Genomic DNA, 18,309 nt, shown 5'->3' with positions numbered 1-18,309 from the left:
AATTTTCCCTGATGATTTCTTATGTTGTTTTGGGTCCACAAAAAATAGTGGAGTTTTTTTACATTTAAATAAATAGAGTGAAAAATTAATTCATGCAATGCAAGGAAATCTTTTTAAATTGGATAAACATGGTGGAATATGGCTTAAGCAGGAAACTAATTTAAATAATTTAGATAAATAGCAAGAAATTCATGAATAATTATAGCAATTATTATAAATATGGAACATCACACCTCTAATCTACAATAATTAAGATTAAATATGAAAATTAATTTAACTCTATTCACTTAAAAGCACTTAATATAAATTAGTTGATTATCATTTATAATATAAAAAAGCCTGACGCAGAAATGTCAGGCTTTTTTATAAAACTTTGTTAAGTCAGATTACTTCATTTTGGCAACAATATCTTCAGCCATTTTTAAGTGCTTGGCAACTGCGGTACGTGTTTGTGTCAACATATTTTTGAGTTCAGCATTTTTAGCATTCGGGATTAATTGTTTTTCAATCGTATTCAGTACTTTACGATGTACGTCAACTTGGCTGCTCATATAGTCTTTATCTGGTGTGGATGAGTTGCTCAGTTTTCTGACTACATTATCACTGTCTTTTTGCAAAGAGGTGCTAATACCACTCACTTGTGGGGTTAACTTCAAACTGCGTGCCAGTGTCTGGCCTTTCTTCTCATTTGCTGAATGTTCATTAATCATCATCTGAGCATACTTACGGGCTTCTTCTGTTTTCAGCTTCGGTAAAACAGTTCTTGCCTGTTTAATCTCACCATTATTGGCTGTGCTTACCACTTTAATCACTTGACTCTCTGTCAAATTCTGATGAGCATTCTGCATTGCTTTAGACTGATTCTTACTCTCGCTGGCAGACTGCTGATCCATAGCCATAGTTTGAGATGCAGCAAAACCTAATACTCCACTTACTGCAGCACATTTGATCATGTTCTTCATAGTCATCTTTTTCATCTAGGCATCCCTCAGGTTTGTTATTTAGATAAGCCTTAATAAAATAAATGAATTAAATTAATAACAGTGTAATATTTCATTAGCTTTATGAGCTAAATATATAAAATGGATATTAAATTAGGTAAAAAATTATTGACTAAAATCTTTTTAATTTAATTTCTTAAAACAAATCTCTGAAATCTCTATATAAAGACAAAATCCACAATATAAATATTATAAAATTAAACAATTTATTATAAGCAATAAATATAAATCTATATCTAGTTATTTTTTACAATAAAAACGGAGCATAAGCTCCGTTTTTATTTAGCAGTCAACTCACTCTAACTTACTTAATTTCTTAACCTAATAATAAGTGAGTTTAAATACTGACTTATCAATGCATTGTTCGTGTATGAGCTTCATGATGGACATCATGACGGCCTAACTTAGTTGCGGTATAGATCAGGTAAATCGCTGATAGACCAACCAAGACATAAATAATTCGAGAAAGAGCACTCTGCTCACCAAAGATTGCTGCGACCAAGTTAAAGTCGAATGCACCAACTAAGCCCCAATTCAGGCCACCAATAATGGCTAATGCATAGGCAATCCAGTCTAAAGTTCCAAGTCTTCTCATGATTTTTCTCCAAGCTAATGTTTGACTAATTCTCATCCAAAATTATGCAAGCCATAGTAAAATGAATATGTAGTCTTGATGCTAAAAGTCCCTATTCTGTGTTGATCTATGTTGAATAAATGTCATGTTATAAGCATTAAATTTTAATTGGGTTGGTTTTCTTTGAATTGTTCATATTTTACGTAAACCAAATCAGAATTAAGCTTTGAATATTTTATTAATAATATTTAATTTATTGATTTTAATAATTTTATTTGATTTAAAAACAACTAAAGACTATAAATTATTTCTTCTACATTCTGATTTAACATCCTACCACGACTGGAAAAATTGCTTGTTTAAAAGTATGAGTAATAAATTTCATTAGTTTAGGTTTTGATTTTCCGCTCAAAATATTTCCCTATGCAGTAACCAGTCATTGAATATCTAAATCTAGTAATTGATGAAAATAGATGAAAGGCGATTGTTGTACTTTTTATTTGCGCAAAGGGGGACCTTGATACTGCCTCTCAATAAATACACCTTAAGGAACGTTTCATGCAGACCACCAAGCCTATATGATTTGATCTTAACGAGTTTTAGCTTATAAAATCATCTGCTTCCAGTTTCGCTTTTTTCTTATGTTCATACATATTCTTATCTGCCTCTATTAAGACCTCATGTAGATCTTTAGTCAGCTGACGGACTGCATAGCCAATTGCCACATGAATATTGGCAGCTGCAAATATTTCACTTAAACGGCGATATAAAATCGCTGCGTCTTCAGCTTTGGTCTCAGGACATAAAATCGTAAATTCATCCCCACCCATACGTGCAATCACATCATTAACACGCATATGTTCTACCAGTACATCTGAAGTACGCTGAATTAACTGGTCTCCTGCTTCGTGTCCAAACTGGTCATTCACCTGCTTTAAATCATTCAGGTCGATGCTAAATATTGCAGCTGGTAAGCCATAACGTTGACAGCGTCCCTCCTCAGCTTCTAACAGCTGATCCCAGGCGCGGCGATTATACAGTCCGGTTAAACTATCGGTGAGCGCTTCTACCTCATAACGTTCACGTAAACGTCTCTGTTTATTTTCCCGCAATTCACTTTGTAAAATTGAGCTCAATAAACTGCCTAAAAGCGAAATGAGTGCCGCATCTTTTAAAATATCCTCAGAATGGGGCTTATCATCAATAGCGCAAATTGTTCCAAAAATTGATCCATCTTCATTAAATAGTGGCTCACCAATATAAGATTTGATCGACAGTTTGTTATTTATTGGTGCTTTTGAATATAGTTCGATTTCGTTAGAACATGGCGCTATTTTAGGAGTTTTTCCCTGTACCATGTGATAGCAAAATGAATCCGCCCAACCAAATACTTCGCCTGGCTTAACATTATATTTTTGATTTTCTGCCTGGAGAATAATCCAATCATCATTTTCTACACGAGTGATCATCCATAAGCCAAAACCCAAATGCTGATGAAGATATTGAAGTACCTGCTTGCCCGCTTCTTCAAAATTATGAAATTTTATACTGTGCATGGAGAACACTCAGAATGATGAGTATTTGTAAATACTGGTTAGGGAGATTAAAAAGAGAATTATATAAGAATTGAATCAAAAAATATCCAGATTATTTCTAATAAAATCATTCAGTGAAAGATTAATTCATTATTTATTTGATTAGATTCATATTATTTTAAAAAATAAAAAAGCTGGTCAAATGACCAGCTTTTTTCAAGCTATCGTATTTTTAAGCAGCATAAGCTTTTGCCATTAAGGCTTCAATATCTTCCACAGTTTTGACCACTTTGGCAGTTAATACTAATGGGCCATTTTGAGTCGCAACCACATCGTCCTCAATACGAATTCCGATGCCACGCCATTTTGGATCAACTGTTTCATCATCAGGTGCAATATACAGGCCCGGTTCTACAGTCACGACCATACCTTCTTCATAAGAACGCCATTCACCATTTGTCTTATAAGCACCGACATCATGTACGTCCATGCCCAACCAGTGTCCAGTACCATGCATATAGAACTGGCGGAAACTTTCGGTTTCGATAATTTCCTCAATCTTGCCCTGCATAATACCTAAGTCCAGCAAACCTTGAACCAGAATTCGCACTGCCACATTGTGTGGTTCTTTATAGGAGTTGCCGATCTGAACTGCATTGATCGCAGCAATCTGTGCATCAAGCACGATGTTATAAAGTGCTTTTTGTTCAGGACTGAATTTACCATTTACCGGGAAAGTACGGGTAATGTCGGATGCATAGAACTGATATTCACAGGCTGCATCAATCAGCACCAGATCACCGTCTTTCAGTTCTTTGTCATTTTCCACATAGTGCAGGATGCAGGCATTTTCACCGCCACCGACAATACTGTTATAAGAAGGTACACAGCCATTTTTGCCAAATACATAGTTCAGCTCTGCTTCCAGTGCATATTCCATCATGCCCGGACGTACAGTCTGCATCGCTCTGGTATGTGCTTCCGCAGAAATATCTGATGCGATCTGCATCATTTCAATTTCATTGGCATCTTTATGCAGACGCATTTCATCAACAATACGGTCTAACTGAACGATTTGAGCAGGTGCAGATTTTCCTCGACGGCTTTCACTACTGGCTTGTGCAATCCATTTCGCGACACGCGCATCAAACTCTGCACTATGGCCGACCCGATAGAATAATTTGTCCTTGTTTTGCAATTTTTCCAGAATTTCCTCATCAAGCAGATCAATCGCATAAGCTTCATCTGCCTCATAGTCATCGACAGCACCATCCACCCCGGCACGATAACCATTCCAGATTTCCATCTCGCGGTCACGTTCACGACAGAATAGACTGTAGGTATAACCTTCTTCTTCGCTGTCAAAGGTTTCGATTACAGCCACAGCTTCTGGTTCAGCAAAGCCCGTCAAATAAAAGAAACTGCTATCGGCACGATATTTATAGTCAGCATCACGGTTACGCAGGGCCACTGGGCTGGTGGCTATAATGGCAATACTGCGTAGTCCCATTTCCCCGGCGAGGATATCACGACGTTCCTGAAATTCTGCTTTTGTCAGTTTCTTCATTGGTCCTTACTTCTTATATCAATGCTGTTCTTGAATATGATTTGATACCGGAATAAGCCAGAGAATGACTGGACTTATTCTGGTTTTTTTAAAGCTAAATAGCTATAGTTCAGCTTGGGCGATGTGGTGAGAAAATTTCAACTACAGATTGTGCCTGAGCTGGATCCGTAGACTCAGTTTTTACTTTAGCTGTAAAACGTTTCAAAAGTGGCGTTTCCTCAACTTCAACTTTTTTACGACCTACAGACAAGCTCACTGGAATCAGACGTACAAATTCGTACAACTCCAGATAGCTTTCCTCACCTTCAGCATCGTCGTCAGAATCTTCAAATTCAACTGCTGCAACATCTTGTAAATGTTCAATCAGTTCCATTTCATCATCACGAATATGACCTGTTGCCAGCCCAAAACCAAGGACTACACCGGCACACCAGTCTGCCAATGCCTGCACACGTTCTGCGAGGCTATGCTCGTCATCCGGAAGTAATGGAAGATAATCCAGCTCATCTTCAGAAAGTGAGTGAAATACGTCTTCTGCTTCACCTGTTAGTAATTCCAATGCTTCAGCATCCAGCTCAGGGACATCTAAAGTTTCCAGAATCTGTAACCATTCTTCGCTACTCGGCGCCTGGGTCACACAAACAATACCAGTAAGCAAACCATGAAGTTCGCTTGGGCTGGAAATTTCCTCAATTGAAGAAAAATTGCGGTGCCAATCTGACCAACCTGAAATATCGTCTTGCATTCGTTTATCCAATCTCTATACTGCTTATATATTACCTTTGTTTGCAATACTGTGCGACCTCGATATGTTAGAAGAATTACAGCGTCTACAAGTGCATATTGGCGTTTTAAAAACGCGCCTTGCACATCTGGAGAACGAAAACTCCAGCCTGCGTGAAGAACAGGACTCCTCTCTGAGTCAGCATCAAGCCGAAATCATTCAAAAAAACAGCATTATTAGCCAAAAACAACAAGAAAATGAAAGTTTAACTGAACAGTTAGCTGAATCTCGCTCGCAATATCAACAGCTTAATAATGATGCAACTGCACTTGCAGACCGGTATGGCCGTCTGGAAAAAAGCTGCACCGATCTGAAAAACCGTTTTCAGGAAATTCTGGCTGAGCGTAATGAACTGCGTGCTTTGAAAGAAAAGCTGCTGAATGAACAGCAACAGGCGCGTCAGGAAATTCAACGCCTGCATCAGGAAACTGAGCGTCTGACCCAGAAGAATGAGCATGCTAAAGCCAAGGTTGAAGCGATTATCCAGCGTCTGGCAATTCTGGGCACAGCTCAAGATCATCATGCACAGGAAATTCAGCAATTGGCCCATCCGACTGAAACGACTGAGGAAGCGTCAACATGAGCGAACAGATTGCTATTGATTTAAGAGTAATTGGCCACAGTTTCCGTCTGGCCTCCACAGCAGATCAACGCGAAGAACTTGAACGTGCAGCGCAACTATTGAATGACAAATACGATGAATTTCGCCGTAAAGCACCTCGTATGGAACCAAGCAAACTGGTGATTATGGTAGCGCTAGAACTGATGCAGGAAGTATTGAGCATGAATAAATCACTGCAACAATATGCTCACTGCGAACGTTTGTTACAAACTATTTTAGAAGAAGTTGAAGAATTGACTGAATAAGCAGACTTTTTGTTTAAACTTCATTCGATCAATGGTCAAGTTTACAGTTCCAACACAGCATATAGTTGCTACATAAACTTTATCGTTTATACTAAGTCTAACTCTGGGATGTTCGCCAGCGGGTCTATTCCCCTGCCGATACTTAAACTTATGGATTGCGTTCTGTATATTTAGAGTGTATGCCCACCTTCGAGTGGGAAACCCAGCAAGTATACGTCGCGTCCACCTTGAACTCATCGGGTTCAGGGTAACGACACATGCAGCGGCATCTTCGGAGTGTTTTATTTTCTAAGAATAAGAATATGAGCAGCTCAATTCTTGGCAGCATTCTAAAAACATTTTAATTTTCAAAATTTAATCTTATTTAATACCATCTTTTATTCAATCAGCTTAATTTCACGAGCCAATTCACCCTCCATTTCAGGTAACACTTTTTGTAAAAATTGAATGGTCGCGGTTGCCTCTTGTACAGAAATCACTTTTACCTTTACCAGCTGTCGCTGCATTTCCAGAATTCTACTTACTTCTCTTAGGTCTGGTTTTCTGCCTTGGCTGAGATGATTCGAAATATCTGCCAATTGCATATAGAGATCATCACGCTTCTGTATGATTTGCTGATTCTGTTGTGCAATTTTCTGCTCATTTTCAAGCATAGGAGTTGGATCAGGTAGCTGTGATTCTTGCTGGATCAAGACGGGCTGTTCATCCAAACTCGAGTGTTCTGCTTTTGCAATACTGTCTTCATCTTTCATTAAAAGAAGCATCAGTGCTAAACCACTGAAGAAGATCATTGCAATACCGATGATCATATTTTTATTGTTATTCAGCATTTCGCGTTTATCCTAAAAATTCATATTAAAACAGCAGAGAGATTCTCTACTGTTTTAACATTTTTATTTTTATGGGGTAGACCAGTCTTTGGGTGCATAACCAATACGAACCCGTTGCGGATGATTGCCTACAGGCACGCTCATCACTTTATTGCCTGTAGCAAAATCAATCACTGTCACTACATCTGTTTCACTTTCAGAAATGACACAGTTTTTGCCATCTGGGCTTAGAGTAGCCCAATATGGTTTACCGGCTGGAATTAAAGGACCGGCTGTTAAGGTTTTACGATTCACAATAGTGGCGTAATTATCCATTGTCCCTGCAACACAGAGTTTTTCACCATCGCCACTAATTGAAAGTCCGTGGTGGCGGGAATCATTGACCCATTTGGTACGATCACTTGGAATCGTACTGCTGCCTGGCAGCTGACCGATACGGGTAATTTTGTCCTGATTTAGGTCATATTCAATCAGACCATTAAAGAAAGAGACCTGCGCATAGATTTTGCTTTCATCCTTACTCAAAACCATTGGACGGACTGAATTGGACAAATCTTTACGCCCAAATTTATCCAAAGCTGGCCGGAAATCAATTTTCTTTAAAACCTTAAAAGTATTTGCATCAGCAATAGTGATAAAACGTTTACCCTTAGTAAAGTCCTGCCATTGGGCATCCATAGATGTTTCGACATTACCGATTGCAGAATTCAGGATTTTATTTCCACCATTAAAATAGATATTTTCATGGGGTTTATCCCCTGTCGCGAAGCGTCCTAATTCCTGGCCCGTATTGATATCCAGGACATGTACCACATTGCCCGAAGATGCAGAAACAGCCACGTGCTGTCCATCTGGCGAAACTGCCATATGGTCTGCCCGGAAGCCTTCGACTGGTGTACGCCAGTTAATTTTGCCAGTTTTAATATTAATTGATACCACATCGGCGAAACTTGGACGTGAAGCCACAACAGACTGACCGTCTGGTGTGGAATACATATCATCTACCAGCTGATCATTACCTTCCCCTGCCGTCGCCTGGATATAGGTATAAGCAATCAATTTGATTGGATTAAGATGGATCTCAAGTAAGCGCTCTTTGCGATCCGGAATCATATTAATCACCCCGACTTTACCAAAATCACCTGATGGACGGATCACCGTGACTGTACCATCCCAGTTATTACCGACAAAAAAAACCTGTTGTGTATTCGGTGGTGCGGGCAAGTTAGGCACTGCAGCATAGCTTAATCCTGCCAGCATGCTACCGAGACCAAAAAATAGTTGTGTAAACCGTGTTAATGGCTTGATTTTCTTATTCATATCATTCAATCCTGAATTGTTTTTTATATTATTCTTAAGTTGAGTTTTAGCTCTTCAACCAGGGCAAAACTTCAAGCTGTTCCAATATACAAAGGTAATTGGATTGGTGGGGAAGTTTCCGATAAATAAATTAATTCTATGTATATTAATAAAATATTTTTCAATACCCGAATAGCTGTGAAAATTTTTAGTCATCACCTGCTTTTACTCAAAATTTATTTTCTTTAGGTCTTCTTTTTTACTTTTTTCTTTTCCTGCCTTAGACTTATGCTCAGCACCATCTAAAGTTCAGATAATTTATGTATACGACCGTTCAGGAACTTCGAAAAAAAATCCGCCAAGCCCGTCGTCGCATTTCCCGATTTGAACAAAAAAAATCTGCCCAGCAGGTGCTAAATCTGCTTAGATCAAATTCTCAATTTATTCACTCACAGCATGTCGGTCTTTACTTAGATGCTTTTGGTGAAATTCGTACTCAGCAAATTATTGAATATTGTTTCTCTGTCGGTAAAAAAGTCTATTTGCCAGTGATCTGTAACATGAATCAGCGATTAGAATGGGTACGGATTAACAAACACCTATACCGAAACAAGCGTTTTTTCCACCACCGTTTAGGTATGCGTGAACCTATGCAAAGCCGTGGTTTGCATGTATCAAAACTTGATTTATTAATTATGCCGTTATTGATCTGTGACTATCGAGGTACCCGGATCGGAATGGGTGGTGGGTATTATGACCGTACCTTGGTAACAGCGTATAAAAAACCCTATCGTCTTGGTTTAGCACATGATTTACAGCTTGTAGAAACATCATTACCCCGGGAAAAATGGGATCAGCCTTTAGATGCACTTTTAACTCCTACACGCTTGCTACATTTTAAGCGTTTGTAAATCAATTCATTGACTAAGTTACTTTTAAATCAAATAATTAGTCAATAATTATACAATTTCATCTGAACGGCCCTTGTAATTTTAAAAATACCCATCACTATAAAATACATGGCAACATCGTTGTCACTCATTAGGAGTGCCCATGTCTGAAATTATTATGAATGAAGAAAGCTTTGAGCCTCAGGTTCCAAGTGTATTACCACTTTTAGCGTTACGTGATGTAGTGGTATATCCACACATGCAAATCGCGCTATTTGTCGGTCGTGAAAAATCGATCAATGCAGTTGATGTGGCTCGTAACAGTGACAATCTGGTATTTGTGGTTGCGCAAAAAGATTCGCTTACAGAAGAAATTGATCACGACAACTTATATCAATACGGTACTGTCGCGAAGATTGTGCAGGTTGTGAATCATGAAAATGATGAAAACTGTATCAAGGTACTCATCGAAGGCCTTTATCGTGCCAAATTAACTAAAATCATTGATGACACTGATTATCTGACTGCTGAACATGAGCTTAGTCCGATCACTGTCAAGATGGACAATGACACTCAGGATACCCGTGTAGAAGAACTGCGTGCGTTATTTGCCCAGTATGCAGAAGCGAAGTTACGTAATGCACGTGAACTGATTGCAGCTGCAAATAAAATTGAAGACTTGCTTCAGTTATTGTTCTTCGTGGCAACTCGTGTGCCGCTGAACATCGAAATCAAGCAAAAATTCCTTGAGCACGATGAGTTTGAAGCACATCTGACTGAACTCATGACTTATTTACTGCAACAGTCTGAAGAACAGCAGATTGAGCAAACCCTGCATGATTCAGTAAAACGCCAAATGGAAAAGAATCAGCGTGAATATTTCCTGAATGAAAAAATGAAGGTGATTCAACGCGAACTTTCTGACCTGAATGGCGGTGCAGAAGATGATGTCGCTGAGATTGAAAAACGTCTGGCTGAAGCAGACCTGCCTGAGCACGTACGTAAAAAAGCGGAAGCTGAGTTTCGCAAGCTAAAAGCAATGCAACCAGCATCAAGTGAAGCTGCGGTTGTTCGCAACTATCTTGAAGTGATCCTAGATACACCTTGGAACAAAGCGAGCAAAGTCAGTATTAACCTGAACAAGGCTCAGGAAATTCTGGATGCTGATCATTATGGTCTGGATGATGTCAAAGATCGTATTGTGGAATATCTGGCAGTTCAGTCACGTGTGAAAAAACTGCGTGGCCCGATTCTATGTCTGGTAGGTCCTCCGGGTGTAGGTAAAACCTCTCTGGGTGAATCTGTTGCCAAAGCAACTGGTCGTGAATTCGTGCGTATGGCGCTAGGTGGTGTACGTGATGAAGCTGAGATCCGTGGTCACCGTCGTACTTATATCGGTGCGATGCCAGGTAAAATTGTGCAGTCTTTAACCAAAGTTGGTGTAAAAAACCCACTGTTCTTGCTTGATGAAATCGACAAGATGGCTCAGGACTACCGTGGTGACCCTGCTTCTGCCCTGCTTGAAGTACTGGATCCATCACAAAACAGCAAGTTCAACGATCACTACCTGGATCTGGATCTGGATCTGTCTGAAGTGATGTTCATCTGTACTGCAAACAGCATGAATATTCCGGAAGCTTTGCTTGACCGTATGGAAGTGATTCGTCTTCCAGGTTATACCGAAGATGAAAAAGTCAATATTGCTGAACGCTACCTTGTTCCGAAAGCAATCAAGAATAATGGTTTGCGCAGCAAAGAATTGACCATTCATGAAGAGGCAATTCGCGACATCGTACAGCGTTATACCCGCGAAGCTGGTGTGCGTAGCCTGGAACGTGAAGTTTCTAAAATTGCCCGTAAGGTAGTTAAAGAAGCGGTGAGCAAGAAAGCGAAAAATCTTCAGCTTGAAGTGAATTCGAACAACTTGCCAGAGTACCTGGGTCCTCACAAATTCGATTTCGGCATGGCTGAAGAAGAACCAGAAGTGGGTCGCGTAAATGGTCTGGCCTGGACTTCGGTTGGTGGTGAGTTACTGACAATTGAAGTAGCAGCGGTTCCGGGTAAAGGTAAATTCATTACTACCGGTTCTCTCGGTGATGTGATGAAAGAATCGATTACCGCCGCGATGACCGTAGTACGTACGCGTGCAGCTGAATTGGGTATCGAAGCTTCTCGTTTTGAAGAAACTGATGTACACGTACATTTACCTGAAGGTGCGACACCGAAAGATGGTCCATCTGCTGGTCTGGCACTAACCACTGCTCTCGTGTCTGCATTCACAGGTATTACGATTCGTCCTGATATCGCGATGACCGGTGAAACCAGCTTACGTGGTCGTGCGATGCGTATCGGTGGTCTGAAGGAAAAACTGCTTGCTGCTCACCGTGGTGGGATCAAGCTGGTATTCATTCCGCAAGACAACGTACGTGACCTAGCTGAAATTCCTGAAAATGTGAAAGAAGGTCTGGAAATCAAAGCCGTGAAATCAATCGATGAGATTTTACCATTGGCACTTACCTCTATGCCGAAAGCATTGGTAAAAACCCCAATTGTAAAAGCGACTGATGAAGCTAAAGCCGCACGTCACTAAGTGATCTGCTCATAAAAAACCCTGCTCCGGCAGGGTTTTTTTATTATCTCCACCTAAATTTTATGGACTTAGAACGGTTTGCATCAATCCGTCTACCACATAAGTCATTTTTTTCAGATCCAGTTTATCTAGAGTGTCCTGCTCAGTGTTGTAATAAGGATAACGGTAATGAGCCGTGTCACTGATCAGTACAGTTGGAAAATTCTGCTTGGCATAACTGAGATAGCCCGAATAATCCAGTCCCTGCATAAAAGTAGGAATAATAAAACGTTCACACTCTAAACGCTGACGCGTCTGCATAGCTTCGCAAAACCTTCCTGTAAGTCCTACTGAACTTAGATGTCCAATACTGGCAATATAATTGGCATGCCGAGGATAAAACCATTTTAGAGTTGCCGGATAGCTCTGTACCAGATTTTCATCATAGTAACCAATAGAGTCCAGTACAAAGACGCCACGTATTTTCTGCTTTTGTTTTCTCAATGACTTGGCATGGATCGCACTGCCCATATGCTCTGTGTTGAGATACGGCGGTTCTTCCAGACCATAGAAAACAAACTCGATATTATTTTTCAGTTTATTTTTTTGCAGGGCCAACAATCGTGCAGCTTCCACCACTCCTACGACGCCAGAAGCATTATTATTCGCACCGAGATGATTGGCAAAAACATCATAGTGAGCACCAATAACGATTTTATCTTTGGCTTTTACATTGAGCTGGCAAACCAGATTGCGATAGCCCTGACTATTCACAATATAGCTTTGAAATTGACACGGGATACCAAAGCGTCGCATTTGCTCTTTCAACCAACCGGATACCCGGTTCAGTTCAGCTGTATTCTTGTGATTTCTAAATTCATCCACATTCAGGATCTGGCTAAAGTAAAGCTCGAGATTTTTGACTTGAGCATTTCTGGCTGGATTGGCCCAGGCCCAACTCGGGAAGATTAAAGACAGACTGATCAGCAAACCCAGATAACTTTTTCTTAAAATGGCTACAATCCGCATTTGTTATTATTTCCATGACATGATCAAGCAGAAACTTGAACTCTGGATATTTATGCAGCAGTGCTTTTTCTAATTCAATTTCAATTTGTTTCTATACTCAACTTCATGTTGTTTCATCGTTATAATGAGCACTTCTGAACTACACGATGTCTGTATGAAAATCCGTATTCTGACCATTGGTCAAAAAATGCCAGCTTGGGTACTCACTGGTTTTGAAGATTATTTCAAGCGCATACAGCCATTTGTTCAAACACAAATCATTGAATTGCCGATGGCGAAACGTGGCAAGAATGATTCAGAAGCCGACATCCTGAAATATCGTAATATCGAAGGCGATAGTATCCTGAATGCATTAAAGTCAAATGAAACCCTGATTGCACTTGAAGTCGGCGGCCGTGAATTCAGTACCGAAAAACTGGCTGAAACCATGAAAGGCTGGATGCTGGAAGGTAATGATGTGGCTTTAGCCATTGGTGGGCCGGATGGTCATTCTGAAGCGGTACGTAAGGCAGCTGCATGGCACTGGTCACTATCCAAACTGACCTTGCCGCATCCCTTGGTTCGTGTCATGCTGATTGAACAGTTGTACCGTGCCATGAGCCTTAATCATAATCACCCTTATCACCGTGCGGGTTAAGGTGAGAATTGGCTATTGTTCTATTTCCGCAACGAATTGTTGAACAATCTCCCCTCCTTACTTCGCTTGCTTTCATGCATTATTGAAGACATCTTCCAGATGTGGCTTGAACTATGAACTTACAAACGCTTCCCGGCCTGTTTATCTCCCATGGCTCTCCAATGCTTGCCCTGAATCCTGAACAGGTAGGTCCGGCACTGGAGCGTTTAAGTGTCAATTTGCCACGTCCAGAGGCAATCATTGTAATGTCTGCCCACTGGGAAAGTAATGCACTGGAAGTAAATACCGGTATTCGTCCAGAAACTTGGCATGATTTCCGTGGCTTCCCGCCTCAACTGTATCAACTACGTTATCCTGCGCCGGGTCAACCAGAACTGGCTGAACAGATTCTCGGCTTGCTGTCTGAAGCTGGCTTTAGCGCCTACGCCAATAATTCACGCCCGCGTGATCATGGCGTGTGGATGCCACTGCTACATATGTATCCGGATGCAGATATTCCGGTGGTAGAAATTTCCCTGCCCATCAACATGACTGCACATGACATTTATAAAATTGGTCAAACGCTGGCACACCTGCGTGAGCAGCAGGTCCTATTGATTGGTTCAGGCAGTATCACGCATAACCTGCGAGAGCTGGATCGTAGTGGACAATCCAATGTTGTTCCAGAATGGGCCTCGACCTTCCGCAATTATGTGGTAAGCAAACTCGCTCATAGTGACTATGAAGCCGTATTGGATTGGCCAAGTATTCCTTACCTGGAACGTAATCACCCGACCCTGGAACACTTTGCCCCGATTTTTTTTGCAATGGGAACTGGTACCCGTTTCAGTCTGGTGCATAGCAGCTTTAGCATGGGTTCACTGGGTATGGATATCTATCGTTTTGATTAGGATTTAAAGGCTCTATCTGAGCCTTTTTTCTTAGGCCTAAGAAAATCTTCCTGTCTTATTTTACTCATCATGCAATTTTCATGGATACATTTTGCTACCTAAAGCTTCAGAATGTATCCATATTTTTTAAAAATGAATCGTTTAAGCTTAAGTCTGATTTATTTGCTTCATGACTATTCAATCAATGAAATTAAAATACTTATTTATTGCATTATTCCCTTTAACCCTTGCAGCTTGTCAGTCCAATGATGTCCAAAAAGTAGGAGATCTTGCCGTGTCCGTATTACAGCAACAAAATGCCGCCAATACTTTGAGTGCTTATGAATGGCACATTGATACCGGTGCAAAAGAACATATGGTACTGAGCTTCCATGATGAGAATCGTTTTAGTGTCACTACCAGCTGCAATAGCTTGGGTGGTAGCTGGAAAATCTCTGAGGGTCAGCTGGAAACTGGTACCTTAATCTCAACCATGAAAGCTTGTGATACCAATGCCATGCAACAGGAAAAGCTGGCAGGCGAAATTTTTAATGATGCCCGTATTCCATTTAGCTTAAATACCAGTGATGCTCAAAATCCGGTTTTGACTCTGACCGTAAACGGAAAGGCTTACGTCTTCACAGGGAAGATGACGCCAGAAGCCCGTTATAATGGTCAGGCTGATATTATTTTCTTGGAAATTTCTCCTGAAACCAAAGCTTGTACCGGTGTAGCACAGCAAACCTGTCTTCAGGTGCGCGAAGTCAAATACAATGAGCAGGGCTTAAAAACTCAGGTCGATAAAGATTGGAACCTGTTCTATGACCAAATCGAAGGCTTCCAGCATACGCCAAATGAGCGTCAGGTAATTCGCATAAAACGCTTTGAAATCAAGAACCCGGCAGCAGATCAGTCTAAATATGCCTATATATTTGATATGGCCGTCGAGCGTGAAGCAGTAAAAGGCTCGCTATAAAATATTTTTATGACAGAGACAAAAAAACCGAGGCTATGGCCCATTGCTGTCCCACAATTTTTCACAAGAGGAAGCTCATTTGAGCTTCCTCTTGTTTTATGGGTATTTTATCGGGTGAAAATAAAGCTTTTAAAGTTCTTCTTTCAAACAAATTCACCTGAATTATTCTGAGTAAACGTTGAACTGTCCAACCCGTTTTTCCTAAATGTTGAGCGAAACTCACCAATAAATAGGCGATCATCGCAATCCAGATTTGTGTCTGAATTGCGTTCCTGCTGCGGCCTAGAAACGCTTTTAATTTGAGATTCTGCTTAATCGCCTTAAAGAACAGCTCAACTTTCCAACGATCTTTATAAATCGCCGCAATGGTGGAGGCGGCTAAATGAAAGTTATTGCTGAGAAAACTAAAGTGCTTGCCACTTTGCTGATCTCTATATTCAATTCTTCTTAACACTGGGGCTTTTCTTTTTAGGGCATGTGCGCTATTCAGCTGAATGGTTTCATCTTTTAGAATACCTTTGGATTCAAGCACTGGATGTTGCTGGATCACCTGATACACAGATTTAGGCCTAAAACGTGTGACAAATCCAATGTTTTGAGCAGTCAGATTTGCATACCATTGGTAATCGACATAGCCTTTATCAAAAACTACAATGCTGCCAGCAGGAAACTGGAATTTGCGGCCTTGTACCATGTCATTTTCTTTGCCATTTTCAACTGCAACAAACTCAGGAATATCATTGCTGTGATTCAATCCTATGCTGAGTTTCATGCTGGCTTTTGAGTCGTGAACTTTGGCCCATTCACATAAGGAAAGCGACAGGTCAATATGACTGGCATCCAAGGAATACAAGGGATTCTTAAAGCGAAATTTATGAGCTACTTTTGAGTGTTCATAGTATTTAAGCAACTTGTAAAATAGCTGTTGATATAAGGCAGCAGGCTGCTGCTCATTGATTCGTGCCAGCGTGCTTCGGGGAATAGACTTTGCTCCGAGATGACTTAGCTTTTCCTGTTGGCACTCCAAATTGGATTGAATATCTCTCAGACTTTGCCTACAAGAGAATTGAGACATCAATATGGCAATAAACTGATCCCACCGGGAAGCCGCTCTAAATTTCTGTCCAACATGGTGTACTTTAGCAAGTTGTTCAAAATCCTGTCGCACAACAGGTTTAATTAGCTCATGAAATACGGTATTCTGATGTGACAAAACCTGAATCCTGGTCGTTAAAGTGTTTGTTTGCACTCATATTTTAACTGTTAGGACTCAGGTTTTTTTATTTAAAGCAAACTATGGGACAGCAGTGGCTATGGCCTCGGTTTTTTTTAAAGCTTAAACTAAGTCAGACTTAGAATACGCCTTGAGCAAGCATTGCATCAGCAACTTTTACGAAGCCCGCAATGTTTGCACCGTCAACATAGTTCACAGTACCGTCTTCTTTAGTACCGAATTTCACACAGTTACGGTGAATTTCTTTCATGATTGCATGAAGACGTTCATCAACTTCTTCGAAAGTCCAGCCAAGACGCAATGCGTTTTGAGACATTTCAAGACCAGAAGTTGCTACACCACCTGCATTCGATGCTTTACCTGGAGCGTAAAGGATTTTCGCTTCAACGAATTTCTCTACAGCACCTAAAGTAGATGGCATGTTTGCACCTTCAGCAACACAGATTGCACCGTTTGCAAGAAGTTTAGCAGCATCATCAGCATCTAGTTCGTTTTGAGTTGCACATGGAAGCGCGATATCACACTTAATACCCCAAGGACGTTGACCTTCAAGGTATTCGAAACCGTGTTTAGACGCGAACTCAGAGATACGACCACGTTTAACGTTTTTCAGTTCCATCACTTCAGCAAGAAGTTCATCAGTGAAACCGTCTTTAACATAAACAGTTCCCGCAGAGTCAGATAGAGAAACGACCTTAGCACCTAAGAACATTGCTTTTTCAGCAGCGTACTGCGCAACGTTACCCGAACCAGAAATGGTCACGACTTTATCTTTGAAGCTATCGCCACGAGTTTTCAGCATTTCCTCAGCGAAATACACAGTACCGTAACCAGTTGCTTCAGGACGAGCCAATGAACCACCGAAAGACAAGCCTTTACCAGTGAATACGCATGAAGTGTCATTGCTGAGCTTCTTCATCATACCCGCCATATAACCTACTTCACGGCCGCCTACACCAATGTCACCCGCAGGGATATCAGTATTAGAACCAAGGTGACGGTAAAGCTCGATAATTAACGCTTGGCAGAAACGCATGATTTCGCCTTCTGACTTGCCTTTAGGATCAAAGTCAGAACCACCTTTACCACCGCCCATAGGCAAAGTAGTCAAAGCATTTTTAAACGTTTGTTCAAAGCCCAGGAATTTCAGGATTGAAAGGTTCACAGATGGGTGGAAACGCATACCACCTTTAAATGGACCAATCGCTGAGTTGTACTGTACGCGGAACGCACGGTTTACTTGAGTTTGACCTTGGTCATCTACCCAAGAAACGCGGAACTGGATCGCACGCTCTGGTTCAACTAGACGTTCTAGTAAACCGTGAGCTGCATATTGTGGGTTCTTTTGAATGAACGGCCACAAGCTTGTCATCACTTCTTCTACAGCTTGAAGAAATTCTGGTTGATGTGCATCACGTGTTTTAACGTAATCTAGGAACTCATTAAGTGTGTTGTATTTCAACGCTTAATCCTCAGCAGAAAATGGATCAAAATTGGTCAAATTTACAATCAATGTTAAATTTTGGCGCAAAATATTAAATATCTTTTGTAACCAATCCACAATAGTTTTTTTGAAAAAATATGAAAATTAATTTTATAACAGTTATTTATATTTATTATGAATTAAATTTTTGGATAGCAAAATATG

The 18,309-nt window shown here is 40.5% G+C and carries 17 protein-coding genes and 1 other RNA gene; 8 read left to right on the top strand and 10 right to left on the bottom strand.

Annotation, left to right across the window (positions count from 1 at the left end; genetic code table 11):
• Positions 1-386: 386 nt before the first annotated feature.
• The 5 genes from F899_RS05540 to F899_RS05520 form a co-directional block, all read right to left on the bottom strand.
• A complete protein-coding gene (locus tag F899_RS05540) occupies positions 387-977 on the bottom strand; it encodes a DUF4142 domain-containing protein (protein WP_005221327.1) in 591 nt (196 codons plus the stop codon).
• A 376-nt stretch (positions 978-1,353) separates the two neighbouring features.
• Complete coding sequence (locus tag F899_RS05535) at positions 1,354-1,596, bottom strand: DUF378 domain-containing protein (protein WP_004810720.1); 243 nt, start codon at positions 1,594-1,596, stop codon at positions 1,354-1,356.
• Positions 1,597-2,174: 578 nt separating this feature from the next.
• Positions 2,175-3,131 (bottom strand): sensor domain-containing diguanylate cyclase, encoded by a 957-nt coding sequence (locus tag F899_RS05530; protein ID WP_005221321.1) that lies wholly within the window; start codon positions 3,129-3,131, stop codon positions 2,175-2,177.
• A 211-nt stretch (positions 3,132-3,342) separates the two neighbouring features.
• Entirely contained in the window at positions 3,343-4,677 is a 1,335-nt protein-coding gene (pepP, locus tag F899_RS05525) for a Xaa-Pro aminopeptidase (RefSeq protein ID WP_005221319.1), read from the bottom strand.
• A gap of 109 nt (positions 4,678-4,786) precedes the next feature.
• Complete coding sequence (locus F899_RS05520; RefSeq protein WP_005221317.1) at positions 4,787-5,422, bottom strand: UPF0149 family protein; 636 nt, start codon at positions 5,420-5,422, stop codon at positions 4,787-4,789.
• A 64-nt stretch (positions 5,423-5,486) separates the two neighbouring features.
• Between F899_RS05520 and F899_RS05515 the strand changes: the two genes are divergently transcribed.
• From F899_RS05515 to ssrS, 3 genes are all read left to right on the top strand, one after another.
• On the top strand, positions 5,487-6,044 hold the full coding sequence (locus F899_RS05515; RefSeq protein WP_004893620.1) for a hypothetical protein: 558 nt from the start codon (positions 5,487-5,489) through the stop codon (positions 6,042-6,044).
• Positions 6,041-6,328 (top strand): cell division protein ZapA, encoded by a 288-nt coding sequence (locus tag F899_RS05510; RefSeq protein WP_004810731.1) that lies wholly within the window; start codon positions 6,041-6,043, stop codon positions 6,326-6,328. The genes F899_RS05515 and F899_RS05510 overlap by 4 nt, the downstream gene beginning before the upstream one ends.
• A gap of 97 nt (positions 6,329-6,425) precedes the next feature.
• Positions 6,426-6,610: non-coding RNA, 6S RNA (gene ssrS, locus F899_RS15365), on the top strand.
• A 95-nt stretch (positions 6,611-6,705) separates the two neighbouring features.
• Here ssrS and F899_RS05505 read toward each other — a convergent pair.
• Both F899_RS05505 and F899_RS05500 read right to left on the bottom strand, forming a co-directional pair.
• A complete protein-coding gene (locus F899_RS05505; RefSeq protein WP_005221315.1) occupies positions 6,706-7,158 on the bottom strand; it encodes a hypothetical protein in 453 nt (150 codons plus the stop codon).
• Positions 7,159-7,227: 69 nt separating this feature from the next.
• Entirely contained in the window at positions 7,228-8,418 is a 1,191-nt protein-coding gene (locus F899_RS05500) for a YncE family protein (RefSeq protein WP_228127807.1), read from the bottom strand.
• Between the two features lie 359 nt (positions 8,419-8,777).
• Between F899_RS05500 and F899_RS05495 the strand changes: the two genes are divergently transcribed.
• Both F899_RS05495 and lon read left to right on the top strand, forming a co-directional pair.
• Complete coding sequence (locus F899_RS05495; RefSeq protein ID WP_005221313.1) at positions 8,778-9,368, top strand: 5-formyltetrahydrofolate cyclo-ligase; 591 nt, start codon at positions 8,778-8,780, stop codon at positions 9,366-9,368.
• 142 nt (positions 9,369-9,510) lie between these two features.
• Complete coding sequence (gene lon / locus F899_RS05490; RefSeq protein ID WP_005221312.1) at positions 9,511-11,937, top strand: endopeptidase La; 2,427 nt, start codon at positions 9,511-9,513, stop codon at positions 11,935-11,937.
• A gap of 60 nt (positions 11,938-11,997) precedes the next feature.
• On the opposite strand, the gene F899_RS05485 is transcribed toward lon, so the two are convergent.
• Positions 11,998-12,945 carry a M28 family peptidase gene (locus tag F899_RS05485; RefSeq protein WP_005221311.1) on the bottom strand — a complete coding sequence of 316 codons (948 nt, stop codon included), beginning with the start codon at positions 12,943-12,945 and terminating at the stop codon, positions 11,998-12,000.
• Positions 12,946-13,099: 154 nt separating this feature from the next.
• Between F899_RS05485 and rlmH the strand changes: the two genes are divergently transcribed.
• The 3 genes from rlmH (at position 13,100) to F899_RS05470 (ending at position 15,427) form a co-directional block, all read left to right on the top strand.
• Positions 13,100-13,582 carry a 23S rRNA (pseudouridine(1915)-N(3))-methyltransferase RlmH gene (gene rlmH / locus F899_RS05480; RefSeq protein ID WP_034433940.1) on the top strand — a complete coding sequence of 161 codons (483 nt, stop codon included), beginning with the start codon at positions 13,100-13,102 and terminating at the stop codon, positions 13,580-13,582.
• A 113-nt stretch (positions 13,583-13,695) separates the two neighbouring features.
• Positions 13,696-14,472 carry a dioxygenase family protein gene (locus F899_RS05475; RefSeq protein ID WP_004893595.1) on the top strand — a complete coding sequence of 259 codons (777 nt, stop codon included), beginning with the start codon at positions 13,696-13,698 and terminating at the stop codon, positions 14,470-14,472.
• Between the two features lie 184 nt (positions 14,473-14,656).
• Entirely contained in the window at positions 14,657-15,427 is a 771-nt protein-coding gene (locus F899_RS05470; RefSeq protein WP_034434194.1) for an META and DUF4377 domain-containing protein, read from the top strand.
• A gap of 61 nt (positions 15,428-15,488) precedes the next feature.
• Here F899_RS05470 and F899_RS05465 read toward each other — a convergent pair whose 3' ends face one another.
• Together F899_RS05465 and gdhA are read right to left on the bottom strand one after the other, a co-directional pair.
• Positions 15,489-16,640 (bottom strand): IS4-like element ISAbe18 family transposase, encoded by a 1,152-nt coding sequence (locus tag F899_RS05465; RefSeq protein WP_004646736.1) that lies wholly within the window; start codon positions 16,638-16,640, stop codon positions 15,489-15,491.
• A 139-nt stretch (positions 16,641-16,779) separates the two neighbouring features.
• Positions 16,780-18,123, bottom strand: coding sequence for an NADP-specific glutamate dehydrogenase (gene gdhA, locus F899_RS05460; RefSeq protein WP_004810752.1), 1,344 nt, complete (start codon positions 18,121-18,123; stop codon positions 16,780-16,782).
• Positions 18,124-18,309 lie beyond the last annotated feature (186 nt).

Source organism: Acinetobacter sp. CIP 101934 (assembly GCF_000369585.1).
In the GTDB taxonomy this organism is placed as follows: Bacteria; Pseudomonadota; Gammaproteobacteria; order Pseudomonadales; family Moraxellaceae; genus Acinetobacter; species Acinetobacter schindleri.
Note: the sequence above shows the minus strand (reverse complement) of the source record. Positions and strands in the feature narration are given on the sequence as shown.